A 24,526-nucleotide genomic window follows, 5' to 3' on the forward strand; every position below is an offset into this window, starting at 1 on the left:
CAAGGTAAATTAAACATTGATGCTGACTAACGGGTCACGGAGCTTTGCTGATTTAGGCTATAATTTCCCGCTTCTCTTCAATTGATGATTGGATACAATGATTGGCTTTGTGTCTAATACTGCAAACTGAGTCCCACCATATTAAGGCTTTGAAAGGTAAAACCATGAATGATTACAGCGATATGATGCCGTCTGAAACAGACCGTGAGGTAACGGCCCTTTCACTGCCGCCGCATTCTATGGAGGCGGAGCAGTCGGTGCTGGGGGGCTTGCTGTTGGAAAATGCGGCGTGGGACAGAATAGCCGATGTCGTTAGCACGGAAGACTTCTATCGCCATGAGCACCGCCTGATTTTCCGCAATATTGCCGCACTGATTAATGAGAGCCGTCCTGCCGATGTGATTACCGTGCAGGAGGCGTTAGAGCGGAATGACGAATTAGAAGCTGCGGGTGGTTTCAACTATTTGATTTCTTTGGCTCAAAATACGCCGTCTGCGGCCAATATACGCCGCTATGCCGAAATCGTCAGAGAGCGGTCGATTATGCGCCAGCTTGCCGAAGTCGGTACGGAAATTGCCCGCAGTGCATACAATCCGCAGGGGCGTGATGCGGGGCAGCTATTGGATGAGGCCGAAAATAAAGTCTTTCAAATTGCAGAAAGTACGGCCAAGTCTAAACAGGGTTTCTTGGAAATGCCGGCTTTGCTGAAAGAGGTAGTGGCCCGCATTGACATGCTTTATATGCGTGATAATCCTGATGAAGTAACCGGTATTGCCACGGGTTTTATCGATTTGGACAAAAAAACATCGGGGCTTCAACCCGGTGACTTGATTATCGTCGCTGGTCGTCCGTCTATGGGTAAAACGGCATTTTCTATCAATATTGCCGAACATGTGGCTGTTGAATCGAAGCTGCCGGTGGCCGTGTTCTCAATGGAAATGGGCGGGGCTCAGCTGGTGATGCGTATGCTCGGTTCGGTCGGGCGGCTTGATCAGCATGTTTTGAAAACAGGCCGTTTGGAAGACGAGCATTGGGGCCGTCTGAATGAAGCAGTATTGAAATTAACTCAAGCACCAATGTTTATTGATGAAACCCCCGGATTGACGGCGCTGGAGTTGCGTGCGCGCGCACGTCGTTTGGCGCGCCAGTTTAACGGAAAATTGGGACTGATTGTGATCGACTATCTTCAGCTGATGGCAGGTTCAGGCCGTAGCGATAACCGGGCGGCAGAGTTGGGTGAAATTTCCCGCTCTCTCAAGGCATTGGCCAAAGAGCTGCAAGTGCCGGTTATTGCCTTGTCCCAATTAAGCCGGACGGTGGAGCAACGTACCGATAAGCGCCCCATGATGTCAGACTTGCGCGAGTCAGGTGCTATTGAGCAAGATGCTGATTTAATTATGTTTATGTATCGGGATGAATACTATAACGCCGAAACACAGTTTAAGGGATTGGCAGAATGTATCATCGGGAAACATCGTAACGGACCGACCGGAAAAGTGTTCCTCACCTTTATCGGCCAATTTACGAAATTTGAAAATGCTGCATATATACCGGAAGCGGCAATGATGGAAGATTGATACAGATTAAAACGGTCAAGCAGACTAATTTCATTTTTTACTAGGTATGCCGTTATATTATCGTTTACAATGATAAACAAAATTAAACGAAACTATTTAAAATGACATTGAGTTAAAAAATGAGTCATAAATAGAATTGAGCATTTCGGGTTTCAACGTATTGATATATTTGTTTTTTTATGCTGTGAAACCTGTGGCTATACTGATACAAATTACCTCCAAAGCTGTTTAAAGCGGCTTTATTGATGAAATACACCACTCCAATAACGTCACCAGGCTCACTCATGCGCTTACGGAATAAAGGTTTTACTTTAGTAGAATTATTGATTGTCATCGCAATTGTCGCCATCATGGCCACAATTGCCCTCCCCAATATGAGCCAATGGATTGCCTCGCGACGTGCCGCCAGCAAGGCAGAACAAGTGGCCAATCTTTTGCGATTTGCACGCACTGAAGCAGTTCGCTTGAATACCATTGTGTATGTTTGTCCCGTTCAAATAAGAAAAGATGCAACTCCCAATGTTTACTGTAATGCAGACCATGCGGAGCAAGGGCTGGCGGCATTTGCCGATAATAATAAAACTAATAATAATAAAAAAGGTTTATATCAGCGGGGTGAAGACATAGATTTGCGTACAGTCATTTTAAATTCTCCAGATAAAGATAATCCGAAAAAATTGAATAAGAAAATAGCTTATCAAGTTTCAACTCATAATTTTAGTGCTGAATCTACTGGGAAAGATCTGATATGGGGGTTTATGCCCGACGGTACCTTTGGTCATAAAGCTAATGCCGACGATAAATTAAATCCTTCTACCGGTTTTGTAAAAATTTCTTTGACTGATGCGGCGGCGGTAAGTGAAGCAGATAAAAAAGCCCGATCTACAATCGTTATATTGGATAGTGCCGGCCGTGCAACCGTTTGCTCGGGTAATTCAGATGGCAGTACAAATACTACGGAAGTTATGAAGAATTTATGCCAATACGAGAGTGCCTCACAATAATAATGAAGATGGATGCTCAATATCCAAGCTGAAAATTCCACCTGTTTTTTTATGATAATCAAACAAGAATCTTAAAAATGAAAGTCTCTAACAATCTATTGATAAAGCCATATACAGGCCGTCTGAAAATTCGGCAGCGTGGTATGACCTTGATAGAAGTGCTGGTATCCATGTTTGTGTTGGCTGTGGGTGTACTGGCTTTGCTTGCAACCCAATTAAGAACCGTAGCCAGTGTTCAGGAAGCAGAAAGCCAAACCATTGTCGCTCAGGCCGTTCAAAATCTGATGGAAAGTATGTTAATCAATCCGACTTTGTGCAGCAAGGATATCCAAGACGACACTCGATGTGCCGGTAAAATAAATGATAAAACGCCGGAAGGGTGGATTGTTAAAAGTTATGATAACAATAATGTTTTTGTAGAAGGCAACAAAGGAGCGGTAAGTTATCGATTCGGCAATCCGATTAAAGTAAGGGATTGTGAAAACAATACAGATAAATGGTGTAAATCTCCTGATGCTACATCTTTAAATAAAAGGGAAATATTGGAAGATCATTTGGGACGGTTTGAAGATAGTTTGGCAAAAGCATTACCTAATGCAAATATTTGGTACATTATTTGCAATGATAGCACCGGCAAAGATATGAAGATTGTGGGTAATGCAGTCGAACATCAATGTTCAGGTGGTAATGCACCTCTGGTTGTTAAAGTGTTGTGGGAAATAGAAGCAGAGAAAGTGGAGAAGAATGATAAGAATGATCATGGTTTGAACACAAACGGTAAGAAGATTGTTTATACCTATCAGGCGCGCTCGGCGGAGTAATGTATGGCAAAAATGTATAAATCCCATTTGTATGTGGCAAAGGCTAAACAGAAGGGTTTCAGCCTGATTGAGTTTGCCGTGGCAAGTGTGCTTAGCATGATTGTGTTAGTTGCAGTAAGTACAGGTTATTTTACTGCCCGTACCCTGAATAGCGCAGCGGATACGCGGCTAAAATTCCAGCAAGACTTGCGTAATGCTGCCAATATGATTGTACGAGATGGTCGTATGGCCGGTAGTTTTGGCTGTTTTAATTTAATTGGTGCAAAGGGTGACAGGGTTATTCACGATAATAATGCTCAAACGTCAAAACTAAGTGCATTCAAGCTTGAGAATAGTGCAACTAACCTGATGCCTGTTCGCATTATTTCACAGAGTGAATTTAAACCCACGGGCTTCAAGGCTTCATCTGATGCTTTGATATTTATGTATGGATCTGATTCTGGTGGTGCAAGTTCTACATCAAGTAGCCAATCTTTGGTTTTCAGTAGTTGTAAAGCAGTTGTTCGCCCCGCAGAAGATAAAATTCCCGATCAAAGTACACTGCTAAATACGTTAGGGTTAGCAAATAACCAGCGGAGTGAAACAATGGTCATGAATTATGTGGTCAATGCTTATGTGACTGGTAGTATTAACGGTCAAGCAGGATTGTTCCGCTTTCAGTTGGATGGAAATGATTGGGGAAATCCTCAGTTATTGATTAGAGATGTTACCGGGGCAAATTTCAGATATACCTATGTAAATAATTGTCCGGATGAAATCCTGCCGAAGGATAAAACAAAGTTTGAAACGTTCGAATATTCTTCTAGCCTGTCAAAAATGCCGGCATTAATACAAATGACTTTGAATGGCGGAGCTCAAGACTTAAACCAAATTTACACCATTAATGCTTCTGTGAGGGGGGGGAACTCATGCGCAAACCGTACGCTGTAAATTATTCAAAGAAATCGGCACAGCAAGGTTTTTCATTGTTTATTGTATTGATGGTAATGATTGTAGTCGCATTTTTCGTTGTTAGTGTGACCCAATCATACAATACCGAACAGCGTATTAGTACCAATGATGCAGACCGAAAATTTGCAGCGGCCTTGGCAGAAGCTGCTTTGAGGGCGGGGGAAAAGCAAATTGCAGAATTTGATGGAGAGATCACATTTACTGATGACTGCAAAGATGCTAAATGCAGGGCGGCTGGTAGCGTTGAAGGTAGCTTTGGAGGGATTGTTGTTACGGGTAATTCTTCAGTAGAGGCGTGGCGGCGAAGCGATGGTGGAAGTAAATCTAAACTTTACATAGATACCAATGGAGCAAAGTTACCCAATTCAGGAGCCAGTCAACAGCCGCGCTACATTATAGAATATATCAGCACTCAAAATGACGGTTCGGTCATTTACCGCGTTACGGCTAAAGCGTGGGGTAAAAATGCGAATACCGTTGTGGTTTTGCAATCGTATGTATCTGCCGGTTAAGGGGAAGCTGTAGTGAAAAAGTATTTAAAGCAACAAGGCTTTACTTTGTTGGAAATGATGATAACCGTGGCCGTGATCGGCATTCTTGCGGTAATAGCATTTCCATCATATATGCATTACATTGAGCGTGGCCATCTTACTCAGGCCTATAATGAATTGGTTAATATGAATAACCATATCAAAACAGAACGGATTAAAAATTCGTCTAGTTACAAAAGCCAAACTGAATTGACCAATTTGATCGGCAAATACCATAAAGATGTGGAAGTGGAAAAAAGGTATGATTTCCTAGTTTATGTGCCGAATCAAAACAGTATTGCTTACAATCTTATTGCAACGCCTAAGTCGAGTAGCGGCTATACAAAAGCTGTGTGGATGAGTAGCGCCGGAGATGCTTACAGATGCAGTAATGCCGCTGCTGCAAGAGAATATGCTGTTAGTGGTGATTGCGAAAAAATAGGTGGTTAACGATTTTAAAATTGACAGCTCAATAATCATTCAGGAGCTAACAGAGCGCCAAGATAAGATGTCGAAATTCAGTATCGGGATTTCGGCTTTTTATCTTGGATTTTTATCTTATGGCATGAACAATAAGCATGAAGTGCAAGCTTTCCATAAAATGAACTCTATTCATTTCTAGCGAAGCAAAATAATTTCAGACGGCCTTGAGCCGGATATTAAGAGATGATGAACACTTTTGAAAAATTGAATAACGGCATTAGCCAAAGTTTGAGTCATTATGAAACCATGACCAGCAGTGTGAATACGATGGTTCAGGCATTCTGGTTGAGAGTGCCGTATTTGGTGTTGGCACTGTTGGTGTTTATTCTGTTTTGGTTTTTATCCAAGCTGTTTAAATCGCTAACTGCCAAATTGCTTGCGGGCCGTTTGAGTAACCGCATGAATCTTTTGCTGGTTTTGCAACGTATCGGTGGGGCATTGATTATATTTGCCGGATTTTTGGCCGCGATGATGATTGCTATTCCAGACTTCACGCCGGCACAATTGATTAGTGCATTAGGTATCGGTTCGGTAGCGATTGGTTTTGCGTTTAAAGATATTTTTCAAAATCTGCTTTCAGGTATTCTGCTGCTTTTGAGTGAACCATTTAGAATTGGAGACCGCATTGTGTCCGGTTCGTTTGAGGGAACGGTAGAAAATATAGAAATTCGCGCCACTACGCTGCGTACTTACGACGGCAGACGTATTGTGATCCCGAATGCTCAGCTATTTACATCGCCCGTAACCGTGAATACCAGCAGTGGCAAATATCGTCAAAGCACAACTTTCAGCCTGCCTGTGGCATCGGATATGGATGCTGTTAAAAATCAGATTATTGCTTCTATTCAACAATGTTGCAGTAACGATATTTCAGATCTCGAAATTGCTGTGATTGCACTTTCTGATACTTCGGCCACTATGGAGCTGCGTTGGTGGGCGCAAGGTCATACCGACAATAACCGTATTTTGGATGAAGTATTATCGTGCATTCAGCCTTTTTTGATGAAAGAGCAAAAGGATTGAGATAAATGACTTCAAAAGCAAAGCGCTGGCTTAAAAGCATTTTTCAGACGGCCTTGATGGTTTTAGTGATTTCAGTTGCGGTAGATTGGTGGCGTAAGCCCGTGCAACCTTTGGAATTTGCAGAGCAGCCTCTTGCTTTACTGAATCAGAAGCAAACCAGTTTAAGCGAACTCAGCAAAGACCGTGCAGCTGTGGTCTATTTTTGGGGAAGTTGGTGCGGTATTTGTAGGCACACTTCTCCGGTGGTACAGCGTTTGCATCAATCAGGAATACCTGTGTTGAGTGTTGCTTTGAAATCCGGTTCGGATCAAGAAGTGCAAGCTTACATGCGTGATAAAAGCTTGAGTTTTGAAACGGTAAACGATACGGACGGCAGCATTTCGGCTCATTGGCAAATAGCGGTAACGCCCACGATTGTTGTCGTGAAAAATGGAAAAATGATACACAGCACGACGGGGCTGAGCAGTTATTGGGGTTTGCGGAGCAGAATTTGGTTGGCTAATCAAATTTATTGATGTGATAAATAATTGGTTAGACTTGATATTTATCTTTGTTTAAAGACCACTAAATCTTAGTAATTTGTACAAGAAATGCAGACTATCTTTTGAATAAATTTGCTATTAGAAAGAAAAATTACTGAGATTATTTTTGAAAAATCCCTTGATTGCCGAATCGTTGAAAAGACTTGGCGATCAAGGGATTTTCTTATCTGCTTTATGCAGCAGGCTTTTTGCTTGAACTTGCTTCTTGATATTCGCTGCCGTCTGAAAGTAACAGCTTAGGTTTGTCACCTTTTTCAATTACATTCTCATTAACCACGACTTTCTTCACTTCTTTGAGATTCGGAAGGATGTACATGGTTTCGAGCAGGCATCGTTCTACAATCGAACGCAAGCCGCGGGCACCGGTTTTGCGTTCCATAGCTTGTTTGGCAATGCTGCGTAAGGCAGAAGGCAAAACTTCCAGCTCCACGCCTTCCATCGCAAACAATGCTTGATATTGCTTGATGAGGGCGTTTTTCGGCTCAGTCAGAATATTGATCAAAGCGTCTTCATCAAGTTCGGCCAGCGTGGCAATAACGGGAAGGCGGCCGATAAGTTCGGGAATCAAGCCGAATTTGATTAAGTCTTCCGGCTCAACGGTTTCAAACAGCTCGGTAATATTGGCATTTTCATCCTTGCTGCTCACGACCGCACCGAAGCCGATACCGCCTTTTTCGGTACGTTGGCGGATGACTTTTTCTAAGCCTGCAAATGCACCGCCGCAGATGAACAAGATATTGGTAGTGTCAACATTAATGAATTCTTGATTGGGGTGCTTGCGGCCGCCTTGCGGGGGGACGGAGGCAACGGTTCCTTCAATCAGTTTCAGCAGTGCTTGCTGTACGCCTTCGCCGGATACGTCGCGGGTGATGGAAGGGTTGTCGCTTTTGCGGGAAATTTTGTCGATTTCATCAATATATACGATGCCGCGTTGGGCTTTTTCTACATCGAAATCACATTTGCCCAGCAGTTTCGTAATGATTTGCTCCACGTCTTCGCCTACATAACCCGCTTCTGTGAGCGTAGTGGCATCTGCCATCACAAAAGGCACATCCAGTTTGCGGGCAAGCGATTGTGCCAGCAGGGTTTTGCCGGAGCCGGTGGGGCCGATGAGCAAGATGTTGCTTTTGGACAGCTCTACGTTTTCGCTGTTTTTCGGGTGGCGTAAGCGTTTGTAATGGTTGTAAACGGCGACAGCCAATGCTTTTTTGGCCTGCTCTTGCCCGATAACGTGGTCGTTGAGATTCGCCACGATTTCGGCAGGGGTGGGTAAACGGTCTTGCGCTGCGGTTTCGGCAGGCATATCGGAATCTTCATGCTGGGCTTTGAGCATGATGCCGCAGGTTTCCACACATTCGTTGCAGATTAAAGCTTTTTCGCCTTCAATCAGGTTTTTTACTTCGTGCTCAGGTTTACCGCAAAACGAGCAGAAACGTTTTTCGTCTGACATATTTATATTTTCTTCAGGATTATTGTGTGATGTTTAAGATGCAGAATTTGCTTGGTTGAACCGATAAGTATAATAAGTATCTGCTTGTTTATCAAACTAAGCGGATAAATGTTTTGAGAGAATGAAAGGGGCGTGCTTTTTGCCGGATTTTAATGGATTGGAAAGTAAGGCGGAGTGGGGTAGCGCTTTCGAGGTGTAAGCTTCATACAACATATTAAATAATCTCAGTTAAAGTAAATATAGTTATTTATTGTAAGGTTTTTTGAAGTTTTTTATGCTTATTTAATAGTTTGAAAAGGTAAAATATGGTTTAAATGGGGGAAAATATATTTTTCGGCTTTACAGCAAAGCCCGTTTTAATCAATAATTTACTAATTACAGATAGAACGTGTTGTCATAAGGCCCAAACAGTAGCTTTTTATGGCGGCACATTTGTTTCAACTTAAGTACACACGGAAGATGAAAAATGCCGATGATGAATATCAGCAAAAAAATTGCCGCAGCTTGTTTGAGCATTGGTTTGGCTGCTTTCAGCCTGCCTGCCGCAGCGGATGATTTGGACGTGCTGGGTCAGTTTTTGGAGCAGAACTTCCCCGTTGAAAGCGATCCCTTGGGCGCATTTGCGACCATGAAAATTGAAGACCAGCTTGAAGCACAGGCTGCTTATGCAGGCCCCTTGCTGTCTTCACAGTCTGCTTTGATCGTGAACAATAAAACCGGCGAAGTGCTGTTTCAGAAAAATCCCAACCGCGTAATGCCGATTGCTTCGATTTCAAAATTGATGTCTGCGATGGTGGTGTTGGATGCGAATCAGAATATGAACGAGCCGATTACCATTACCGCTGCTGAAATAGACCGCCTGAAAGGTACGGGCAGCCGTTTGGCGGTGGGCACTACGCTGACCCGCGGCGAGCTTTTGCATCTGAGCCTGATGAGCAGTGAAAACCGCGCCACTCATGCGCTTGGCCGCAGCTATCCGGGCGGTATGTCTGCATTTGTGGATGCGATGAACCGCAAAGCGCAAAGTTTGGGCATGGGCAATACCCGTTTTTACGAGCCGACCGGCTTGGATTTCCGTAATGTGTCTACGGCGAACGATTTGAGCAAAATGGTTCAGGCTGCGAGCAAGTATCCGGTTATCCGACGCGACAGCGTTTCCAACTACCGCGCGGTTTACACGCATAAAGGCCAGCAAAGCTATCGCAACAGCAATGCTTTGGTTCGTGAGGGCGGTTGGAACATCGAGCTTCAGAAAACCGGTTATATCCGCGAGGCAGGCCGTTCTATGGTTGTGAAAGCCAAAGTGCAGAACCAACCCGTAACCATCGTATTGTTGAATGCGCCTTCTTCTCTGAGCCGTGTGAACGATGCGCGTAAAATCGAATCTTGGATGTTGCAAACACGCTCTTAATCCATTGTTGGTTTGATTTTAGGATAGGAAGAAGTAACAGCCTGAGGGTTTTATCCCTTCAGGCTGTTTGTTTTGTTGCAGACGATGGTTTGGGAAGAAGGGCAGATGGTTTTATCCGGGCTTGGGAACGCATGTAACGCCGGCTTGAGATTGAGTTTTAGATCAATAGTGATTTGATTAGAACAGATGTAACGAGGCCGTCTGAAAGCGAAGCTCACAAGTTTGCTTTCAGACGGCCTTATTAATAACCAGATTCTTTTACGACAAGATACTTACGCCCGACAAGCCGATAAACAAGCCCGCAATCACCGCGCTCATCAGGTTAGACAGCGAACCGGCAACCACTGCTTTGATGCCCAAGCGGGCTACGTCTTTGCGGCGGTTCGGCGCCATAATGCTCAAGCCGCCCACCAATACGGCAATCGAACCCAAGTTGGCAAATCCGCACAGCGCGAAAGAAATAATCGCTTTGGTGGTGTCGGTGAGTTTAACTGCCGATTCGGGTTTCAAGTAGTTCACAAATTCGGAATAGGCCACAAATTCGTTCACCACCACTTTTTGCCCGATTAACGAACCTGCCACACCCGCCTCATGCCACGGCACGCCGATAATCCATGCCAGCGGCGAAAACACCCAGCCCAGAATGGCCTGCAAGGTCAAATCACCGTGGCCGAACCAGCCTGCTACGCCGCCGATAATGCCGTTGATCATGGCAATTAAAGCGACGAATGCCAGCAGCGACGCGCCCACAGCAATGGCGATTTGCGCGCCGGTTACCGCACCGCCTGCCGCCGCGTCGATGACATTGGTCGGCTTGTCTTCTTCATTTTCGGCCAACACTTCTTCATCGTTTTGCGTTTTTTCCGTTTCGGGTACCAACAGTTTGGCAAACAGCAAACCGCCCGGTGCCGCCATAAACGAAGCGGCAATCAGATAGGGCAGCGGCACGCCCATTTGGGCATAACCGGCCAACACCGAACCGGCCACCGAAGCCAAACCGCCGCTCATCACGGCAAACAGCTCCGATTCGGTCATTCTGCGGATATACGGGCGCACCACCAGCGGCGCTTCCGTTTGGCCTACGAAAATATTGGCCGCCGCCGACATGGATTCGGCTTTCGATGTGCCCAACACTTTTTGCAGAAAACCGCCGATGACTTTAATCAGCACCTGCATCACGCCGATGTAGTACAGCACCGCCATCAGCGATGAGAAAAACACAATCATCGGCAACACGCGCAGGGCAAACACAAAGCCGCCGCCGCCGAACATTTCAAACATTTTGTCCGACACCAAGCCGCCAAACAAAAAACTCACGCCGTTGTTGCCGTAAGCAATCACATTGCTGATGGCGTTCGACGCGCCTTGCAGCATATCGCGTCCTTGCGGCACATACAGCACCAATGCGCCCAGAGCCACCTGAATCAGAAACGCACCGGCCACCGTGCGGATGTTGATGGCCTTGCGGTTGGTGGAAAGCAGCACCGCAATCGCCACCAGCACCGCCATGCCCAGCAAACTGTGTAAAACACCCATTTCAGTTTTCCTTTATTGACAAAGTTCCGCCATTATAAAGGAAGCCTGCGCAAAGCCGTGCCGGAATTTTCAGACGGCCTTCGGACTTGAAGCTATAGTCGATAACTTGCTTTACCGCGGTTCGTCATATGGCTGCCGCCTTATTCGGTTGATTCATTTTCAGACGGCCTTTGGGTGTAAGCGCAGAATGGTATAAGATAAAGGCCGTCTGAAAACCGATTGAGAAAGAGAACGACATGCCGCAATACAGCTTTACCCTGCCGTCTTCCGCCGACCGCGATTTCGTATCCGACGAACACCTGCCGCTGGTGGTTTATTTCTACCCCAAAGACAGCACGCCCGGCTGCACTACCGAAGGCTTGGACTTCAGCGCCCGCTTGGAACAATTCAAAGCCCTCGGCTACACCGTGGTCGGCATCTCGCGCGACGGCGTGAAATCGCATCAGAACTTTTGCGCCAAACAAGGTTTCCAATTCGAACTGCTCAGCGACAAAGACGAAACCGTGTGCAAGCTGTTTGACGTGATCAAGTTGAAAAAACTCTACGGCAAAGAATCGCTCGGCATCGAACGCAGCACGTTCGTACTCAACAAACAAGGCGAAATCGAGCACGAATGGCGCAAAGTCAAAGTAGCGGGGCACGCGCAGGAAGTGTTGGAAACCGTCAGTAAGGCCGTCTGAAAAAAGGTGGAACCATGAATACGCCGCAACCGATTACCCTCAGTTTAAACGGCATCCGCTTGGAGCCGCTGGGTATGCAGCACGAAGAAGGTTTGCGCGAAGCCGCGGCCGACGGCGAACTGTGGCAGCTGGTGTTTGCCTCTGTGCCCGAGCCGCACAATACCGCCGCCTATATTCAGACGGCCTTAAACATGCCCAACCGCTTGGCCTTCGCCGTGATTGACGAGCGCAGCGGCAAAGTGATCGGCAGCACCAGCTATCACGATATCGTCCCCGCCGCCGCGCGTTTGGAAATCGGCTATACCTGGTATGCCCGCAGCTACTGGCGCAGCCATGTGAACACCACCTGCAAATACCTGCTGTTGCGCCATGCCTTTGAAACGCTGGCCGTACAAACCGTGGGTTGGCGCACCGATATTCTGAACACCCGTTCGCAGCAAGCCATCGAACGCTTGGGCGCGAAAAAAGACGGCGTTTTGCGCGGCCACCAAGCCCGGCGTGACGGCAGCGTGCGCGATACCGTGATGTACAGCATGATCCGCTCAGAATGGCCGCAAGCCAAAGCCAAGCTGGCGGCGCGTGTGAATGCGCAGCCATAATTTTTCAGACGGCCTTAAACCATGAACTATCCTTGTCTGTATTCCGCCCCGTTCGGCGACATCACCTTAATCTTCGACGCAGAGGAAAACCTTGTCGAACTGAACCTGCACGGCCGACCCGAATATGCGCCTTATCCTTTGCCCGAAGCATGGAAAAAGAAACTGGACGATTACTTCTCAGGCCGTCTGAAAAACTTTAATCACCCGATTTCCACGCAAGGCACGGCGTTCCAGCAGAAGGTTTGGCAGACGATTGCCGAGATCCCTGCCGGAGAAGTGCTCACTTACCAAGACATCGCCCGCAAAATAGGCAGCCATCCCCGTGCAGTCGGCGGCGCATGCGGTAAAAACCCGCTGGCCTTAGTGGTGCCGTGCCACCGCGTCGTCGCCAAACAAGGCTTGGGCGGATTTTCCAGCGGAGAAGGCGACGCGCTGGCGATTAAGCGTTGGCTGCTGCAACATGAAGGCATTGAAATAAACAGCAAATAAACTTTATTTCTGCTACGGCGTTGCTGCGTCTTGCCGTATTACTCATACTGTCTTCGACTTGCTGCCTTGTATCAAAAATAAGTTTATTTTGCTGTTAAGGCCGTCTGAAAAACCCTTTTCCCGCAAGGAAACCAACATGCACGAAACCTCCGACAAAGCCCCGCAAACCCGCCCGACGGAATGGGACATTGAAAAAACCAAAGCCGAAACCGCCAAGCTGCAAGCAGAGGTGCGCTTGGCCGAGGCCAAAGCCCGAACCGCCAAAATCGTGATGATCGGCATTTTGGCCGCGATTGCGCTGGTGTTTGCCTTTATTGTTGTTATGGCCGTTCTTTGAGAAAACCCTTGCGATGCCGTCTGAAAACCATCCCGATACCTATATCGACCGCCTGCTCGAACACCTTTGGCTGAACGACCGTCTCAGCCAAAACACGCTCGACAGCTACCGGCGTGACCTGCAAAAAGTCGCCGCGCGCTTGGTCGAACACGGCCTCAACTGGCAAAACGCACAAAGCAGCGACTTATCCGCCGCCATTTACCATCCCGACGAGCAAACCCGTTCGCAAGCACGCGCCCTTTCAGCCTGCAAACGCCTCTACGGTTGGCTGCTCGAAACCGAACGGCGCAGCGACAACCCCACCCGCCACCTCACCACGCCCAAACAGCCCACAACCCTGCCCAAGCTGATTACCGAAGCACAAATCGACGCGCTGCTGAATGCTCCCGACACCGAAAGCGCACACGGCCTGCGCGATAAAGCCCTGTTGGAGCTTATCTACGCCACCGGCTTGCGCGTCAGCGAAGCGGTAAAACTCCAAATCGGCCAAGCCAATCTGCACAAAGGCATCATCAACACCATCGGCAAAGGCAACAAACAGCGCATTGTGCCGCTCGGCGAAGAAGCCGCCTACTGGATAGAACGCTATCTCGCCGAAGCCCGCCCGCTGCTGCTGAAAAACAAAGCCTGCGACGAATTGTTCGTCAGCCAGAAACGCACCGGCATCAGCCGCCAGCTCGCTTGGATGATTGTCGAAAAATACGCCCAAGAAGCCGGTATCGAACACCTAAGCCCGCACGGACTGCGCCACGCCTTCGCCACCCATCTCGTCAATCACGGCGCCGACTTGCGCGTGGTACAACTGCTGCTTGGCCACGCCGACATCAGCACTACCCAGATTTACACCCATGTTGCTAACGAGAGGTTGAAAAGTATTGTGCAGGAACACCATCCGCGCGGTTGAATGAGCTGTTTAAGTTATTGGTGCGGAAATGAAAGCAGGCCGTCTGAAAATATTTCAGACGGCCTGTGTGCTTTTCAAATACATACGATTCAAAAAAACATTCGTGCAAACAACCGAACGCTACCTGCGGGCGGCTAGGCAATCTGGATCTAGGCTCGCGGATTTTCGTTCGGCAGGTTTTGTCTAAACTCGCGAAGCTCGTTTTCAGACGGCCTCAAGCTGTGAAGCTGCGTTGCGTTACGGCATTTTCCGTTCCCGAAACGACAAACCTTCAAACACCTTCACCGGATTGCCGCGCTCCACCTGATAAAGCTGCACATGTTTTTGACGCGCATAGGCTTCTGCCCGGGTGCTGTGCGCTTCGGCCAGTTTTTCCGACAGCAATGCCAACGCCCGTTTTTTATTGGCGTGCTGGCTGCGCTCGCTTTCTACCCGCACGGAAATGCCGCTTGGCGTGTGAGTTGCACGCACCGCGCTTTCGGTTTTGTTGACGTGCTGACCGCCTTTGCCGCCCGCGCGACAGGTTTGGAAAGCGATTTCGCCGTCGCCGTACTCGGGTAAATCCGCGTCGGGCAGGCGGAAGATGCCGATGTACCAGTTTTTACGCAAATGCTGTTTGCGGACGGGGCTGCTGCATATCCATTGCAGCGTTCCCAGCCAATGTTGCGACCACGTTTCTGCCGCCGCGCCGCTAATTTTGACCGTGGCCGAAATCATGCCGTATTTGCTTTCGGAGGCCGTCTGAACAGCGGCGGCAATGCCTTGCGACTTGGCTTCCCGTATCAAATGCCGCACAACAAAACGGGCGAATATCTGGCATTCCGCCGGGCCTTGTGCGGTGGAGATGTGTAATAAAACCGTGTTCATTTCTTGCTCCTATGCGCCGCAAGCGCCCGATGTTTTGTAGGTCAGCACCGGTTTAAACCGCGCCACGATGGTGATCAGGCCCGCGTTCAGCAAAGCATTGACCACGCTGTCAACGTTTTTGTATGCCTGCGGTGCTTCTTCGTAAATCAACGTTTTATCTCGGCATACGACGATGCTGCCGAAGGCGGTGCGGCGCAATGAGTCCGCAGAATATTTGTGCGATAAACGGCCGCGGCATTCCGTACGCAGCCATTTCCGTCCGGATCCGTGTGCCAGCGAATTGAGCGACAGGCTGCAATCTTCGGCGGGTAAAACCAGATAGCTGAAGTCGCCGCGCGAACCGGGAATGACTACCAAGCCGCGGTCGGCCGGTGTTGCGCCTTTGCGGTGCAGCCAGCCGTGCACGCCGCCGATGTCGGCTTCTTCGAGAAAGTTGTGGTGCACATCCAGCAGGCAAGAGCCTTCGCTGCGCCAGTTGTGCAGCATTCTTTCTGCAATCAGGCGTCGGTTAGCGTGGGCGAAATCCAAAGCATCTTGATGTGCGTGTAAATAGTCTGCCGCCGCTTCAGAGCCGGCATCTAAGCCTTGATGCCCGAATTGCTGAACGTGGCGGCTGAGAATGTGTTGACCCAAGCCGCGGGAACCGCTGTGTACCAAGAGTTGTAGTTTGGTTTTGTCAAACGCAGCGGGCAGCAGGTCGGCGCGGTAAATGTCGTCAACGGCTTGCAGTTCGGCAAAATGGTTGCCGCCGCCGATGGTGCCTAAGGCCGTCTGAAACAGGTGGGCAGGCAGCAATTCGCGGATGCGTTCGTGCCAGTTGTCATCGAGCGGCATGTCGATATTGCCGAGCTGTTTGGCGAGTTTCTCGGGTTTGGCTTTGTAGGCGGTCAGGTCGGTTTGCCAAAAAGCCATGCCGCAGCCGATGTCGTTGCCGATTAAGGCGGGGTAAAAGTGATTGCGGCTGAAAAAAGCCGCGCCTACCGGATAACCGCGTCCGGCGTGTAAATCCGGCATGCCGGCTACACGGAGCATGTGCGGCAACGTGGCGGTGGTGTGGAGTTGTTGAACCGCGTTGCCTTCTATCCAAGTGTCGGAATCGGCAATCACGATGGAATCAGGGTGGGAAATAAGTGTGCCCATAATATACTTTCTTGCAGGCGCAAACCGCATGAAGTCTGTGTTTCATGGGTTGACGCGAATAATCAGGAAAGCAGCCCGAACGCGGGCGACACAGAAAAAAGAGGTGCGCGCTTATACGCCGGTGCTGCAAAGAGTGATTGAGCAGATTGTGTGGTAAATCATCATGATGTGCTCCTTTCTTTGCTGAAGATGAATCGAATGGGGCGGATTGTAGTACCAAGGCGGTAAAAGTGGCAACCAACGGCCTTGATTCATGCCGGTGAGTGTGGCGGATTGTGCAACAAGTTGGGGTGGTGTTTTTAAGTTCATATAAAGCACACAGGCCGTCTGAAAGGTTTCAGACGGCCTGTGTGCTTTATAAATGGTGAACGATGACTTAGCTTTGTACGTTGATACCGGCGGTCATGGTGCTGGTGCTGGAAGTGTTGCTGCCGGTGAGGAAGGAAGAAGCCAATTCGCTGCAACAGCCGCAGCAGGTTGCGACACCCAGTTGGGCTTGCAGGTCGCTCAAGCTGGAAGCACCGGCGGCAACGGTTTCTTGAATTTGGCGGTCTGTAATGGCATTGCAGATACATACAAACATTTTCGTGCTCCTTGTTCCGTTATTCGTAATGAGATTGAGTTTTATTATAGGGGTGGTTGAGAATATAAATAAAAACGGTTCGCATTGCAAGTATAGCAATTGTAAATTAGGCAGATATTGCAAATAAATCACGGGCAGAAGTATCGGCTTCTGTGTCCTGTTATTTGCACTATCTGCCTAAGATAGGGAGCGGATGGTGAAAATGCTTTATTGAGCGGGGTGTGTTGCGGTTATCTTGCGGCAAAGGTATTGCATTGGTTCACGTCGCCGCTGTTTAAGCCGCGTTTGAACCAGGCCATGCGCTCGGCCGACGAGCCGTGGGTAAAGCTGTCGTGCACCACATAACCTTGCGAACGTTTTTGCAGGCGGTCGTCGCCCACGGCTTCGGCGGCGTTGACGGCTTCTTCGATGTCGCCTTCTTCAAACAGGTTTTGGTTGACGGCGTAATGCGCCCAAATGCCGGCAAAGCAGTCGGCCTGCAATTCCAGCTTGACGGAAAGTGCATTGGCTTGTGCTTTGGAGTTTGCCGCCTGCTGCATTTGGTTGACTTGGGGCAAGATGCCGAGCAGGTTTTGTACATGGTGGCCGACTTCGTGGGCGATTACATAAGAGAAGGCGGCATCGCCGGATGCACCGAGCTTTTTGCGCATGTCTTCATAAAACGATAAGTCGATATAGACTTTGCGGTCGGCAGGGCAGTAAAACGGCCCCATCGCGGCTTGGCCGGTGCCGCAGGCGGTTTGCGTACCGGCGGTGTAGAGCACCAGCGTGGTCGGTGTGTAGCGGCTGCCGTTTTTGGCGAAATAGTTGCTCCATACGGTTTCGGTGTCGGCCAGTACCACGCGCGAAAGTTCGTTGAGTTGGGCTTCGAGTTTGCTGTCTAATTTGGTTTGCGGCTGAGTGATTTGCGTAGGCGAGGGTGTGCCGACCAAGCCGGATAAATCCACGCCGTAGTAAGCGCCTACCAATAAGATGATGATGCCGATGATGCCCGTGCCTTTGCCGCCGATACGGCCGGAACGCCCGCGGCGGTCTTCTACGTTTGAGCTTTGCTTTCTGCCTTGCCAGCGCATGGTAGATTCCTTTTCATGGTGTTGTGTTGCCGCCATTATACGGTATAGATTTGAATTGGGCGGATGGTGTGGAGGGTAAATCTTTGAGCGTATGTGATGCCGGTTTGGTGAAAATAAAGTATGAGGCCGTCTGAAAATGTTCAGACGGCCTCCTGTGTTTAGTGATCAGTTGATGCGGAAATAGAGTTTCAAATCCTGCCAAAAGCGTGGTTCGAGTTTGAGCAGGTAGGCCACCAGCGGTACGTTGCCCAGCGCTACCACGAGATAAAGCAGGGTAATGCTGTCGAAGGCAAACAGCAGTAATGCGCTCAACAGTGCGGCCGTTACCATAAACATACCGTTAACGATATTGTTGGCGGCAATGGCATGGGCGCGGAAGGTTTCGCTGCTGGCGGTTTGCAGCCAAGTGTAGAGCGGCACGGAGAAAAAACCGCCGAAAAAACCGATGGCGATCATGGTAAGGATAACCGGATAGGCGTTGGCTTGAGATAAAAACCAGACTATGCCTTGAAGCTGTGTGAAACGTTGGCCGTAAGTCAGCCATACCAGCAGCAGCCCGCTAACGGTTAAGCCCGCGCCGCCTATGGCGACCAGTCCCAGATGCAGGCGTTGGTGGCTGACTTTGGCGCACATGATCGAACCGGCGGCGATGCCTATCGAAAACAGGGCCAGCATCAGGTTGAATACGTTGTCGTTGCCGCCGAGATGGATTTGCGTGAAGGTAGGCAGCTGGGTGGTATAAACCGCGCCGACAAACCAAAACCATGAAATGCCGATAATGGCTGTGTAAAGCTCGCGCTGTGAGAATGTTTCTTTCAACAGCACCCAAGTGCCTTTGGCGATATTGGGTTCGATGCGTGTGGTTGGGTCTTTGGCAGCGACAGACGGCATAAACAGGCTGGTGGCAGTGCCTGCTATGGCAACGGCCATCACCATCATGCCGACAAAATGGGCGGGTATGCCTGCTACGGCGGTGCCGATAATCTGGCCGAACAAAATGGCGATAAACGTGCCCGATTCGATCAGGCTGTTGCCCATAATCAGTTCTTTGTTGTTGAGATAATCGGGCAGGATGGCGTATTTCAGGGGGCCGAACAAGGTGGATTGGGTGCCCATGCAAAACAGGCAGAACAGCAGCAACGGAGCCGATTGGATATAAAAACCGTAGGCTGCCGCCGTCATCACCAGAATTTCGAGCAATTTGATTACCCGTGCCAGTTTGGCTTTATCGAATTTGGTGCTCAGTTGTCCGGATACGGCCGAAAACAGAAAGTAAGGCAGAATGAACAGCAGCGCGCCGAGATTGAGCATTTGGCTGGCCGGCAGCACGGTGTTTTGGCCCAGACCGTAGAAGCTGATCATCACAAACAATGCGGTTTTAAACAGGTTGTCGTTAAACGCGCCTAAAAACTGTGTGCCGAAAAGTGGCGCGAAACGGCGGCCGGTTGAAAAATTCAGGTTATCTTTCAGGCTCATTTTCGGGCTTTTCTCGGTTTTCGCTATTGCCGGTTTCGTTTTGTGCGGCGGTGTCGTCGTCATCCATGATGATGCGGTGGGCAGGGCCTTCCAAGTCATCAAACTGCCCGTTTTTGCCGGACCACCAGAAAAAATAAGCAATCAGAAAAGCCAAAATAATGCTGATGGGTATCAGGATAAAGATGCTTTCCATTTAGATCGTTCCTGTCAGATCGTTGAGCACCAGCGTTTGCCCGCCGATGCTGAGATATTCGTTGCGGAGGCGGCCGATAAGGGATTCGTCGTCGAATAAAACCACATGGTCTTTTTCTGTTTTCCAGTAAAGCGGCTTTCCGCATTCTTCGTAAAAGGCAATGGTGCGTGCGGCTGCGGCGTCTTGGGGTGCGGTTTCGCTTTGAGCCTTCACGGCAAAGCGGCCGCTTGAAGGCGGCTGCCCGGATTCATCGTCGGGCAGCATAATGAAAAAGCCCAGATGTTCGCCTTGTTGCGTGTGGATGCTGAAGTAGTGCATGTTTTCAGACGGCCTTATGGATGGGGGCGGTTTTAACGGATAACGGCGGATGTGCAGATGGTCAAGTTTATGCGTTCTGCTCCGCCGCTGCCTGCCGGGTATAGTCGATAAATGCCTGCTGTTTGGCTTTGGCTTTGCCCGAATCGATGGCTTGGGCGGCGGCGGCCACGCCTTCTTGCAGCGAAGGTACGATATCGCCCGCATACAGGCAGGCGGCGGCATTGAGCAATACGATGTCGCGCGCGGCTCCGGTTTCGCCTGCCAACACGCGGTTCATCATGGCGAGCGATTCGGTGCTGTCGGCTACGCGGATGTCGTCGAGGTTGGCGTAAACGGGCAGGCCGAATTGGTCGGGCGTGATGTCGTATTCGCTGATGCGGCCGTTATGCAGCTCGGCCACGCGGGTGGCGCCGGTAATGGTGATTTCATCGAGGCCGTCGCTGCCGTTGACCACTAAAACGTGGCGCGAGCCGAGTTGTTGCAGTACGCGCGAGAGAATGCCGCACAAGTCGATATGGAAAACGCCCAAGAGCTGGTTGGGTGCACCGGCGGGGTTGGTAAGCGGGCCTAAAATGTTGAAGATGCTGCGGAAGCCCAATGAGCGGCGCACGGGGGCAACGTAGCGCATGGCACTGTGGTGGTTGGGGGCGAACATAAAGCCGATGCCGATATTGTCGATGCTGCCGCCGACTTGTTCGGGAGAAAGGTTAAGGCTTGCACCCATTTGTTCCATAACGTCTGCCGCGCCGCTGGAAGACGACACCGAACGGCCGCCGTGTTTGGCTACTTTGGCTCCGGCGGCTGCGGCCACAAACATGGCGGTGCTGGATATATTGAATGTTTGCGCGCCGTCGCCGCCGGTACCGACGATATCGACCAGATGGGTGTTGTCCTGCACGGGCACGGGGGTGGCAAATTCGCGCATGACGGCGGCGGCGGCGCTGATTTCGGACACGGTTTCCACTTTGATGCGCAGGCCGGTAAGAATGGCGGCAATCTGTTCGGACGGAACCTGACCGCTCATAATCTGGCGCATCAGGTCGGTCATTTCGTCGTAAAAGAGTTCGTTATTGTCGATAAGGCGGGCAATGGCTTGCTGCGGGGTAATCATCGGGGTGTTGCCTTTAAACGGATAAGTTTTCGTGAAGGCCGTCTGAACGGTTTCAGACGGCCTTTGGTATATGTAATCAGGCCGTCTGAAAGTCGGCAAATTCTTTTAAGAAATTATCGAGCATTTCATGCCCGTGTTCGGTGAGCAGGGCTTCGGGATGGAACTGCACGCCTTCGATGGGAAAATGCTTGTGGCGCACGCCCATGATTTCGCCATCTTCCGTCCACGATGTTACTTCCAAACAGTCGGGCAACGTATCGCGGTCGATAACCAAGCTGTGGTAGCGGGTGCAGGTTACGGGATTGGGCAGCTCTTTGAACATGCCGCGGCTGTGGTGGTGCACGGGCGATACTTTGCCGTGCATCAGCGTTTTGGCACGCACCACGTTGCCACCGAACGCTTCGCCCATGGTTTGATGGCCGAGGCAGATGCCCATAATCGGCAGTTTGCCGGCAAAATGCTGCATGGCGGCTACCGAAATACCTGCTTCTTTGGGCGAGCAGGGGCCGGGGCCGATAACAAGGTATTGCGGTTTGAGGGCGGCGATTTCTTCTAAAGTGATGTCGTCGTTGCGGCGCACCACCACTTCTTGGCCGAGTTCGGCGAAGTATTGGACGATGTTGTAGGTAAAGCTGTCGTAGTTGTCGATCATTAGAAGCATGATGGTTTAACTTTCATAAGGCCGTCTGAAACGGCTGGAGCGTTCAGACGGCCTGTCATACGGATGGCAAGCGCCGGTTATTTTAAAGGTTCGTTGCGTTTGCCGAAATAGATAAAGCCGATAATGCCGAGCACAATCATCGGTACGCTCAACCATTGCCCCATAGATAAACCCAAACTCAGCAGGCCGAGATAGTCGTCGGGTTGGCGGGCATATTCGGCGATAAAGCGGAAGATGCCGTAGCCGGCGAGAAACACCATAGATGTTTGGCCGACTGGGCGCGGCTTTTTAGAAAACAGCCACATAATCACAAACAGGCTGATGCCTTCGAGCGCGAATTGGTAAAGCTGAGAAGGATGACGCGGCAGCATACCGTATTGCGCCAACCATTCGGCCCATTGCGGGTTGTGTGCGGCAACGGCGGCATCTTCGTGGCGGGCTTGCGGAAAACCCATGGCCCAGAAAGCGTTGATGTCGGTAACGCGACCCCACAGTTCGCCGTTGATAAAGTTGCCGATACGGCCGGATGCCAAGCCCAGCGGCACCAGCGGGGCAACGAAATCAGCCACGCGCCAAAAACCGATGTTGCGTTTGCGCCCGAACAGCCACATGGCAACCAACACGCCCAAAAACCCGCCGTGGAACGACATACCGCCTTCCCACACTTTCAAAATATCGCCGGGGTTTTGCATATAGTGTGAAAGCTTGTAGAACAGCACATAGCCCAACCGCCCGCCGAGAATCACGCCCAATACGCCGTAAGTCAGCAAATCGTCGAGCATTTCTTTGGTAAAAACGGTGTTGCCTTGGTTGATGCGCCGTCTGCCGAGCCAGATAAACAGAACGAATGCGAGAATATAGCTGAGCGCATACCAGCGGATTGCCAGCGGGCCGAAGCTGATCAGTTCGGGGCTGAACTGCGGATGTACCATCATAATCATGCTGCCTTGATGTGTTTTTTAAGGCGGCTATTATAACAGTTGGCATTCAAATTAGGGGCGTTACCGTTCAGACGGCCCGATTGGGCTTTGGCCGGAGGCGTGCTTTGTTCGTGTGCCGTCTGAAACGGTTTTTTCAGACGGCACATTGCCCGTTTGAGCGCCGTTTGTCAGGCAAAATCAACGCAGATTAACGAATCTTGACTTAAATCAAGCCCTGCGGTTAAATGCCGATGCAGGTTTTCAACGGAACCGGCAGCAGAAAAGAAATAAAAGCGTCGCGTTTTCATGCGGCTTTTCCATTTAGAAATCGAGGTTTATATGGGCAATTTTAATCCGATGTACGTTACCTTCGGGATATACCTGATTGCAGTATTGCTGATCGGTATGGCGGCATATTATTCCACCCGCAGTTTCGACGACTATATTCTCGGCGGCCGCAGTTTGGGCAGCTTTGTTACCGCGATGTCGGCAGGTGCTTCCGACATGTCGGGCTGGCTGTTGATGGGCTTGCCCGGTGCGGTTTACGCCAGCGGTTTGAGCGAAGCATGGATCGCCATCGGTCTGACAGTCGGCGCTTATTTCAACTGGCGTTTGGTGGCGGGCAGGCTGCGCGTCCACACCGAATACAACAACAATGCCTTAACGTTGCCCGATTATTTTTTCCACCGTTTCGGCAGCAAAGGTGCGGCAATGAAAGTGATTTCCGCCGCCATCATTCTGTTTTTCTTCACCATCTATTGCGCTTCGGGTATCGTGGCCGGCGCACGCCTGTTCCAAAGCCTGTTTGACGTTACCTACACGCAAGCCATGTGGCTGGGCGCGGGCGCAACCATTGCCTACACCTTTATCGGCGGCTTCTTGGCCGTGAGCTGGACGGATACGATTCAGGCAACCTTGATGATTTTCGCCCTGATTCTCACGCCGATTATGGTTTATTTGGCGTTGGGCGGAGCCGATGAAATGAATGCCGCTATCCAAGGCGTTGCCGCTTCAACCGGCAAAGAATACGGCAGCCTGCTTGCGGGCACCACGCTGATGGGTATTATTTCCACCGCCGCATGGGGCTTGGGCTATTTCGGCCAGCCGCACATTCTGGCGCGTTTTATGGCGGCTGAAAACGTGAAATCGCTGGTGTCCGCCCGCCGCATCGGCATGACGTGGATGATTCTGTGCTTGGCCGGAGCCTGTGCCGTCGGCTATTTCGGCATCGCTTACTTCGGCGGCCATCCCGATCAAGTAGCGGCCATGGGCGGCAACAACGAGCGCATCTTTATTGCCTTGACCACTATTCTGTTCAACCCGTGGATCGCCGGCGTGATTCTTTCCGCCATTCTTGCCGCCGTGATGTCCACACTGTCTTGCCAACTGTTGGTATGTTCCAGCGCGATTACCGAAGACTTCTACAAAGGCTTTTTGCGCCCCGATGCACCGCAAAAAGAGTTGGTTTGGGTAGGCCGCCTGATGGTGTTGGCCGTGGCTGTGATTGCCATCATTATCGCCGCCGACCCCGAAAGCAGAGTGTTGGGATTGGTATCTTATGCTTGGGCGGGCTTCGGCGCTGCCTTCGGCCCTGTAGTGATTCTGTCGGTATTCTGGAAACGCATGACCGCCGCCGGAGCATTGGCCGGTATGATTGCCGGAGCATTGGTTGTGGTGGCATGGAAACCGTTAACCGGCAGCAGCCTGTATGAAATCGTTCCCGGCTTCATCGCCTGCTTTATCGCCGTGGTTGCCGTATCGCTGATCGGCAAAGCACCGAAACAAGTGGAAGAGAAGTTTGAAGAGGCCGATAAAGCCTATCAGGCAGCGAAATAAACTGCTGTTGA

The 24,526-nt window shown here is 50.1% G+C and carries 27 protein-coding genes; 15 read left to right on the forward strand and 12 right to left on the reverse strand.

Features of this window, described 5'->3' with window-relative positions; translation table 11 throughout:
• Positions 1 to 164: 164 nt before the first annotated feature.
• The 8 genes from dnaB (at position 165) to CKV66_RS04680 (ending at position 6,904) form a co-directional block, all read left to right on the forward strand.
• Positions 165 to 1,577: a replicative DNA helicase gene (gene dnaB / locus CKV66_RS04640; protein ID WP_085364408.1), complete on the forward strand. Its 1,413-nt coding sequence runs from the start codon at positions 165 to 167 to the stop codon at positions 1,575 to 1,577.
• A 245-nt stretch (positions 1,578 to 1,822) separates the two neighbouring features.
• Entirely contained in the window at positions 1,823 to 2,581 is a 759-nt protein-coding gene (locus CKV66_RS04645) for a pilus assembly FimT family protein (protein ID WP_231990522.1), read from the forward strand.
• Positions 2,582 to 2,658: 77 nt separating this feature from the next.
• Positions 2,659 to 3,402: a type IV pilus modification protein PilV gene (gene pilV, locus CKV66_RS04650; protein WP_085364406.1), complete on the forward strand. Its 744-nt coding sequence runs from the start codon at positions 2,659 to 2,661 to the stop codon at positions 3,400 to 3,402.
• A 3-nt stretch (positions 3,403 to 3,405) separates the two neighbouring features.
• Positions 3,406 to 4,332, forward strand: coding sequence for a PilW family protein (locus CKV66_RS04655; protein ID WP_085364405.1), 927 nt, complete (start codon positions 3,406 to 3,408; stop codon positions 4,330 to 4,332).
• Positions 4,311 to 4,865: a pilus assembly PilX family protein gene (locus CKV66_RS04660; RefSeq protein ID WP_085364404.1), complete on the forward strand. Its 555-nt coding sequence runs from the start codon at positions 4,311 to 4,313 to the stop codon at positions 4,863 to 4,865. Before CKV66_RS04655 ends, CKV66_RS04660 begins: the two co-directional genes overlap by 22 nt.
• A gap of 12 nt (positions 4,866 to 4,877) precedes the next feature.
• Entirely contained in the window at positions 4,878 to 5,333 is a 456-nt protein-coding gene (locus tag CKV66_RS04665) for a PilX family type IV pilin (RefSeq protein WP_269457272.1), read from the forward strand.
• A 216-nt stretch (positions 5,334 to 5,549) separates the two neighbouring features.
• The gene (locus CKV66_RS04675; RefSeq protein WP_085364402.1) at positions 5,550 to 6,389 is read left to right on the forward strand and encodes a mechanosensitive ion channel family protein; all 840 of its coding nucleotides are present in this window, start codon (positions 5,550 to 5,552) and stop codon (positions 6,387 to 6,389) included.
• Positions 6,390 to 6,394: 5 nt separating this feature from the next.
• Positions 6,395 to 6,904, forward strand: coding sequence for a protein disulfide oxidoreductase (locus tag CKV66_RS04680; RefSeq protein WP_085364401.1), 510 nt, complete (start codon positions 6,395 to 6,397; stop codon positions 6,902 to 6,904).
• Between the two features lie 199 nt (positions 6,905 to 7,103).
• Here the strand turns inward: CKV66_RS04680 and clpX are convergent, their stop codons facing one another.
• Positions 7,104 to 8,381, reverse strand: coding sequence for an ATP-dependent Clp protease ATP-binding subunit ClpX (clpX, locus tag CKV66_RS04685; RefSeq protein ID WP_085364400.1), 1,278 nt, complete (start codon positions 8,379 to 8,381; stop codon positions 7,104 to 7,106).
• Between the two features lie 472 nt (positions 8,382 to 8,853).
• Here clpX and CKV66_RS04690 point away from each other — a divergent pair, with 472 nt between their 5' ends.
• Positions 8,854 to 9,792, forward strand: coding sequence for a serine hydrolase (locus CKV66_RS04690; protein WP_370686958.1), 939 nt, complete (start codon positions 8,854 to 8,856; stop codon positions 9,790 to 9,792).
• Between the two features lie 258 nt (positions 9,793 to 10,050).
• Here the strand turns inward: CKV66_RS04690 and CKV66_RS04695 are convergent, their stop codons facing one another.
• On the reverse strand, positions 10,051 to 11,328 hold the full coding sequence (locus CKV66_RS04695) for a NupC/NupG family nucleoside CNT transporter (protein ID WP_085364398.1): 1,278 nt from the start codon (positions 11,326 to 11,328) through the stop codon (positions 10,051 to 10,053).
• Between the two features lie 236 nt (positions 11,329 to 11,564).
• Between CKV66_RS04695 and CKV66_RS04700 the strand changes: the two genes are divergently transcribed.
• From CKV66_RS04700 to xerD, 5 genes are all read left to right on the forward strand, one after another.
• The gene (locus CKV66_RS04700; RefSeq protein WP_085364397.1) at positions 11,565 to 12,008 is read left to right on the forward strand and encodes a peroxiredoxin; all 444 of its coding nucleotides are present in this window, start codon (positions 11,565 to 11,567) and stop codon (positions 12,006 to 12,008) included.
• Between the two features lie 14 nt (positions 12,009 to 12,022).
• A complete protein-coding gene (locus CKV66_RS04705) occupies positions 12,023 to 12,607 on the forward strand; it encodes a GNAT family N-acetyltransferase (protein ID WP_085364396.1) in 585 nt (194 codons plus the stop codon).
• A gap of 21 nt (positions 12,608 to 12,628) precedes the next feature.
• Positions 12,629 to 13,096: a methylated-DNA--[protein]-cysteine S-methyltransferase gene (locus CKV66_RS04710; RefSeq protein ID WP_085364395.1), complete on the forward strand. Its 468-nt coding sequence runs from the start codon at positions 12,629 to 12,631 to the stop codon at positions 13,094 to 13,096.
• A gap of 136 nt (positions 13,097 to 13,232) precedes the next feature.
• The gene (locus CKV66_RS04715; RefSeq protein WP_085364394.1) at positions 13,233 to 13,433 is read left to right on the forward strand and encodes a hypothetical protein; all 201 of its coding nucleotides are present in this window, start codon (positions 13,233 to 13,235) and stop codon (positions 13,431 to 13,433) included.
• A gap of 13 nt (positions 13,434 to 13,446) precedes the next feature.
• Entirely contained in the window at positions 13,447 to 14,337 is an 891-nt protein-coding gene (xerD, locus tag CKV66_RS04720) for a site-specific tyrosine recombinase XerD (protein ID WP_085364393.1), read from the forward strand.
• A 237-nt stretch (positions 14,338 to 14,574) separates the two neighbouring features.
• Here xerD and prfH read toward each other — a convergent pair whose 3' ends face one another.
• The 10 genes from prfH to lgt form a co-directional block, all read right to left on the reverse strand.
• Positions 14,575 to 15,204 carry a peptide chain release factor H gene (prfH, locus tag CKV66_RS04725; protein WP_085364392.1) on the reverse strand — a complete coding sequence of 210 codons (630 nt, stop codon included), beginning with the start codon at positions 15,202 to 15,204 and terminating at the stop codon, positions 14,575 to 14,577.
• A 9-nt stretch (positions 15,205 to 15,213) separates the two neighbouring features.
• The gene (locus CKV66_RS04730; RefSeq protein WP_085364391.1) at positions 15,214 to 16,344 is read right to left on the reverse strand and encodes an RNA ligase RtcB family protein; all 1,131 of its coding nucleotides are present in this window, start codon (positions 16,342 to 16,344) and stop codon (positions 15,214 to 15,216) included.
• A gap of 376 nt (positions 16,345 to 16,720) precedes the next feature.
• Entirely contained in the window at positions 16,721 to 16,927 is a 207-nt protein-coding gene (locus CKV66_RS04735) for a (2Fe-2S)-binding protein (protein WP_085356245.1), read from the reverse strand.
• A 230-nt stretch (positions 16,928 to 17,157) separates the two neighbouring features.
• Positions 17,158 to 18,000 carry a KPN_02809 family neutral zinc metallopeptidase gene (ypfJ, locus tag CKV66_RS04740; RefSeq protein WP_085356246.1) on the reverse strand — a complete coding sequence of 281 codons (843 nt, stop codon included), beginning with the start codon at positions 17,998 to 18,000 and terminating at the stop codon, positions 17,158 to 17,160.
• A gap of 165 nt (positions 18,001 to 18,165) precedes the next feature.
• Complete coding sequence (locus CKV66_RS04745) at positions 18,166 to 19,476, reverse strand: MFS transporter (RefSeq protein ID WP_085364390.1); 1,311 nt, start codon at positions 19,474 to 19,476, stop codon at positions 18,166 to 18,168.
• Positions 19,460 to 19,669, reverse strand: a complete 210-nt coding sequence (ccoS, locus tag CKV66_RS04750; protein ID WP_054598924.1) for a cbb3-type cytochrome oxidase assembly protein CcoS — start codon at positions 19,667 to 19,669, stop codon at positions 19,460 to 19,462. Before ccoS ends, CKV66_RS04745 begins: the two co-directional genes overlap by 17 nt.
• Positions 19,670 to 19,987 carry an HLGFF motif protein gene (locus CKV66_RS04755; RefSeq protein ID WP_085356249.1) on the reverse strand — a complete coding sequence of 106 codons (318 nt, stop codon included), beginning with the start codon at positions 19,985 to 19,987 and terminating at the stop codon, positions 19,670 to 19,672.
• Positions 19,988 to 20,054: 67 nt separating this feature from the next.
• Positions 20,055 to 21,098, reverse strand: a complete 1,044-nt coding sequence (trpD, locus tag CKV66_RS04760; protein WP_085364389.1) for an anthranilate phosphoribosyltransferase — start codon at positions 21,096 to 21,098, stop codon at positions 20,055 to 20,057.
• Between the two features lie 76 nt (positions 21,099 to 21,174).
• Positions 21,175 to 21,759 carry an aminodeoxychorismate/anthranilate synthase component II gene (locus CKV66_RS04765; RefSeq protein WP_054598927.1) on the reverse strand — a complete coding sequence of 195 codons (585 nt, stop codon included), beginning with the start codon at positions 21,757 to 21,759 and terminating at the stop codon, positions 21,175 to 21,177.
• Positions 21,760 to 21,836: 77 nt separating this feature from the next.
• Complete coding sequence (gene lgt / locus CKV66_RS04770; protein ID WP_085364388.1) at positions 21,837 to 22,694, reverse strand: prolipoprotein diacylglyceryl transferase; 858 nt, start codon at positions 22,692 to 22,694, stop codon at positions 21,837 to 21,839.
• 324 nt (positions 22,695 to 23,018) lie between these two features.
• On the opposite strand from lgt, the gene putP reads away from it, so the two are divergent.
• Positions 23,019 to 24,515, forward strand: a complete 1,497-nt coding sequence (putP, locus tag CKV66_RS04775) for a sodium/proline symporter PutP (RefSeq protein ID WP_054598969.1) — start codon at positions 23,019 to 23,021, stop codon at positions 24,513 to 24,515.
• Positions 24,516 to 24,526: the final 11 nt, after the last annotated feature.

It is taken from the genome of Neisseria zoodegmatis (assembly GCF_900187305.1).
GTDB classification, from domain to species: Bacteria; Pseudomonadota; Gammaproteobacteria; order Burkholderiales; family Neisseriaceae; genus Neisseria; species Neisseria zoodegmatis.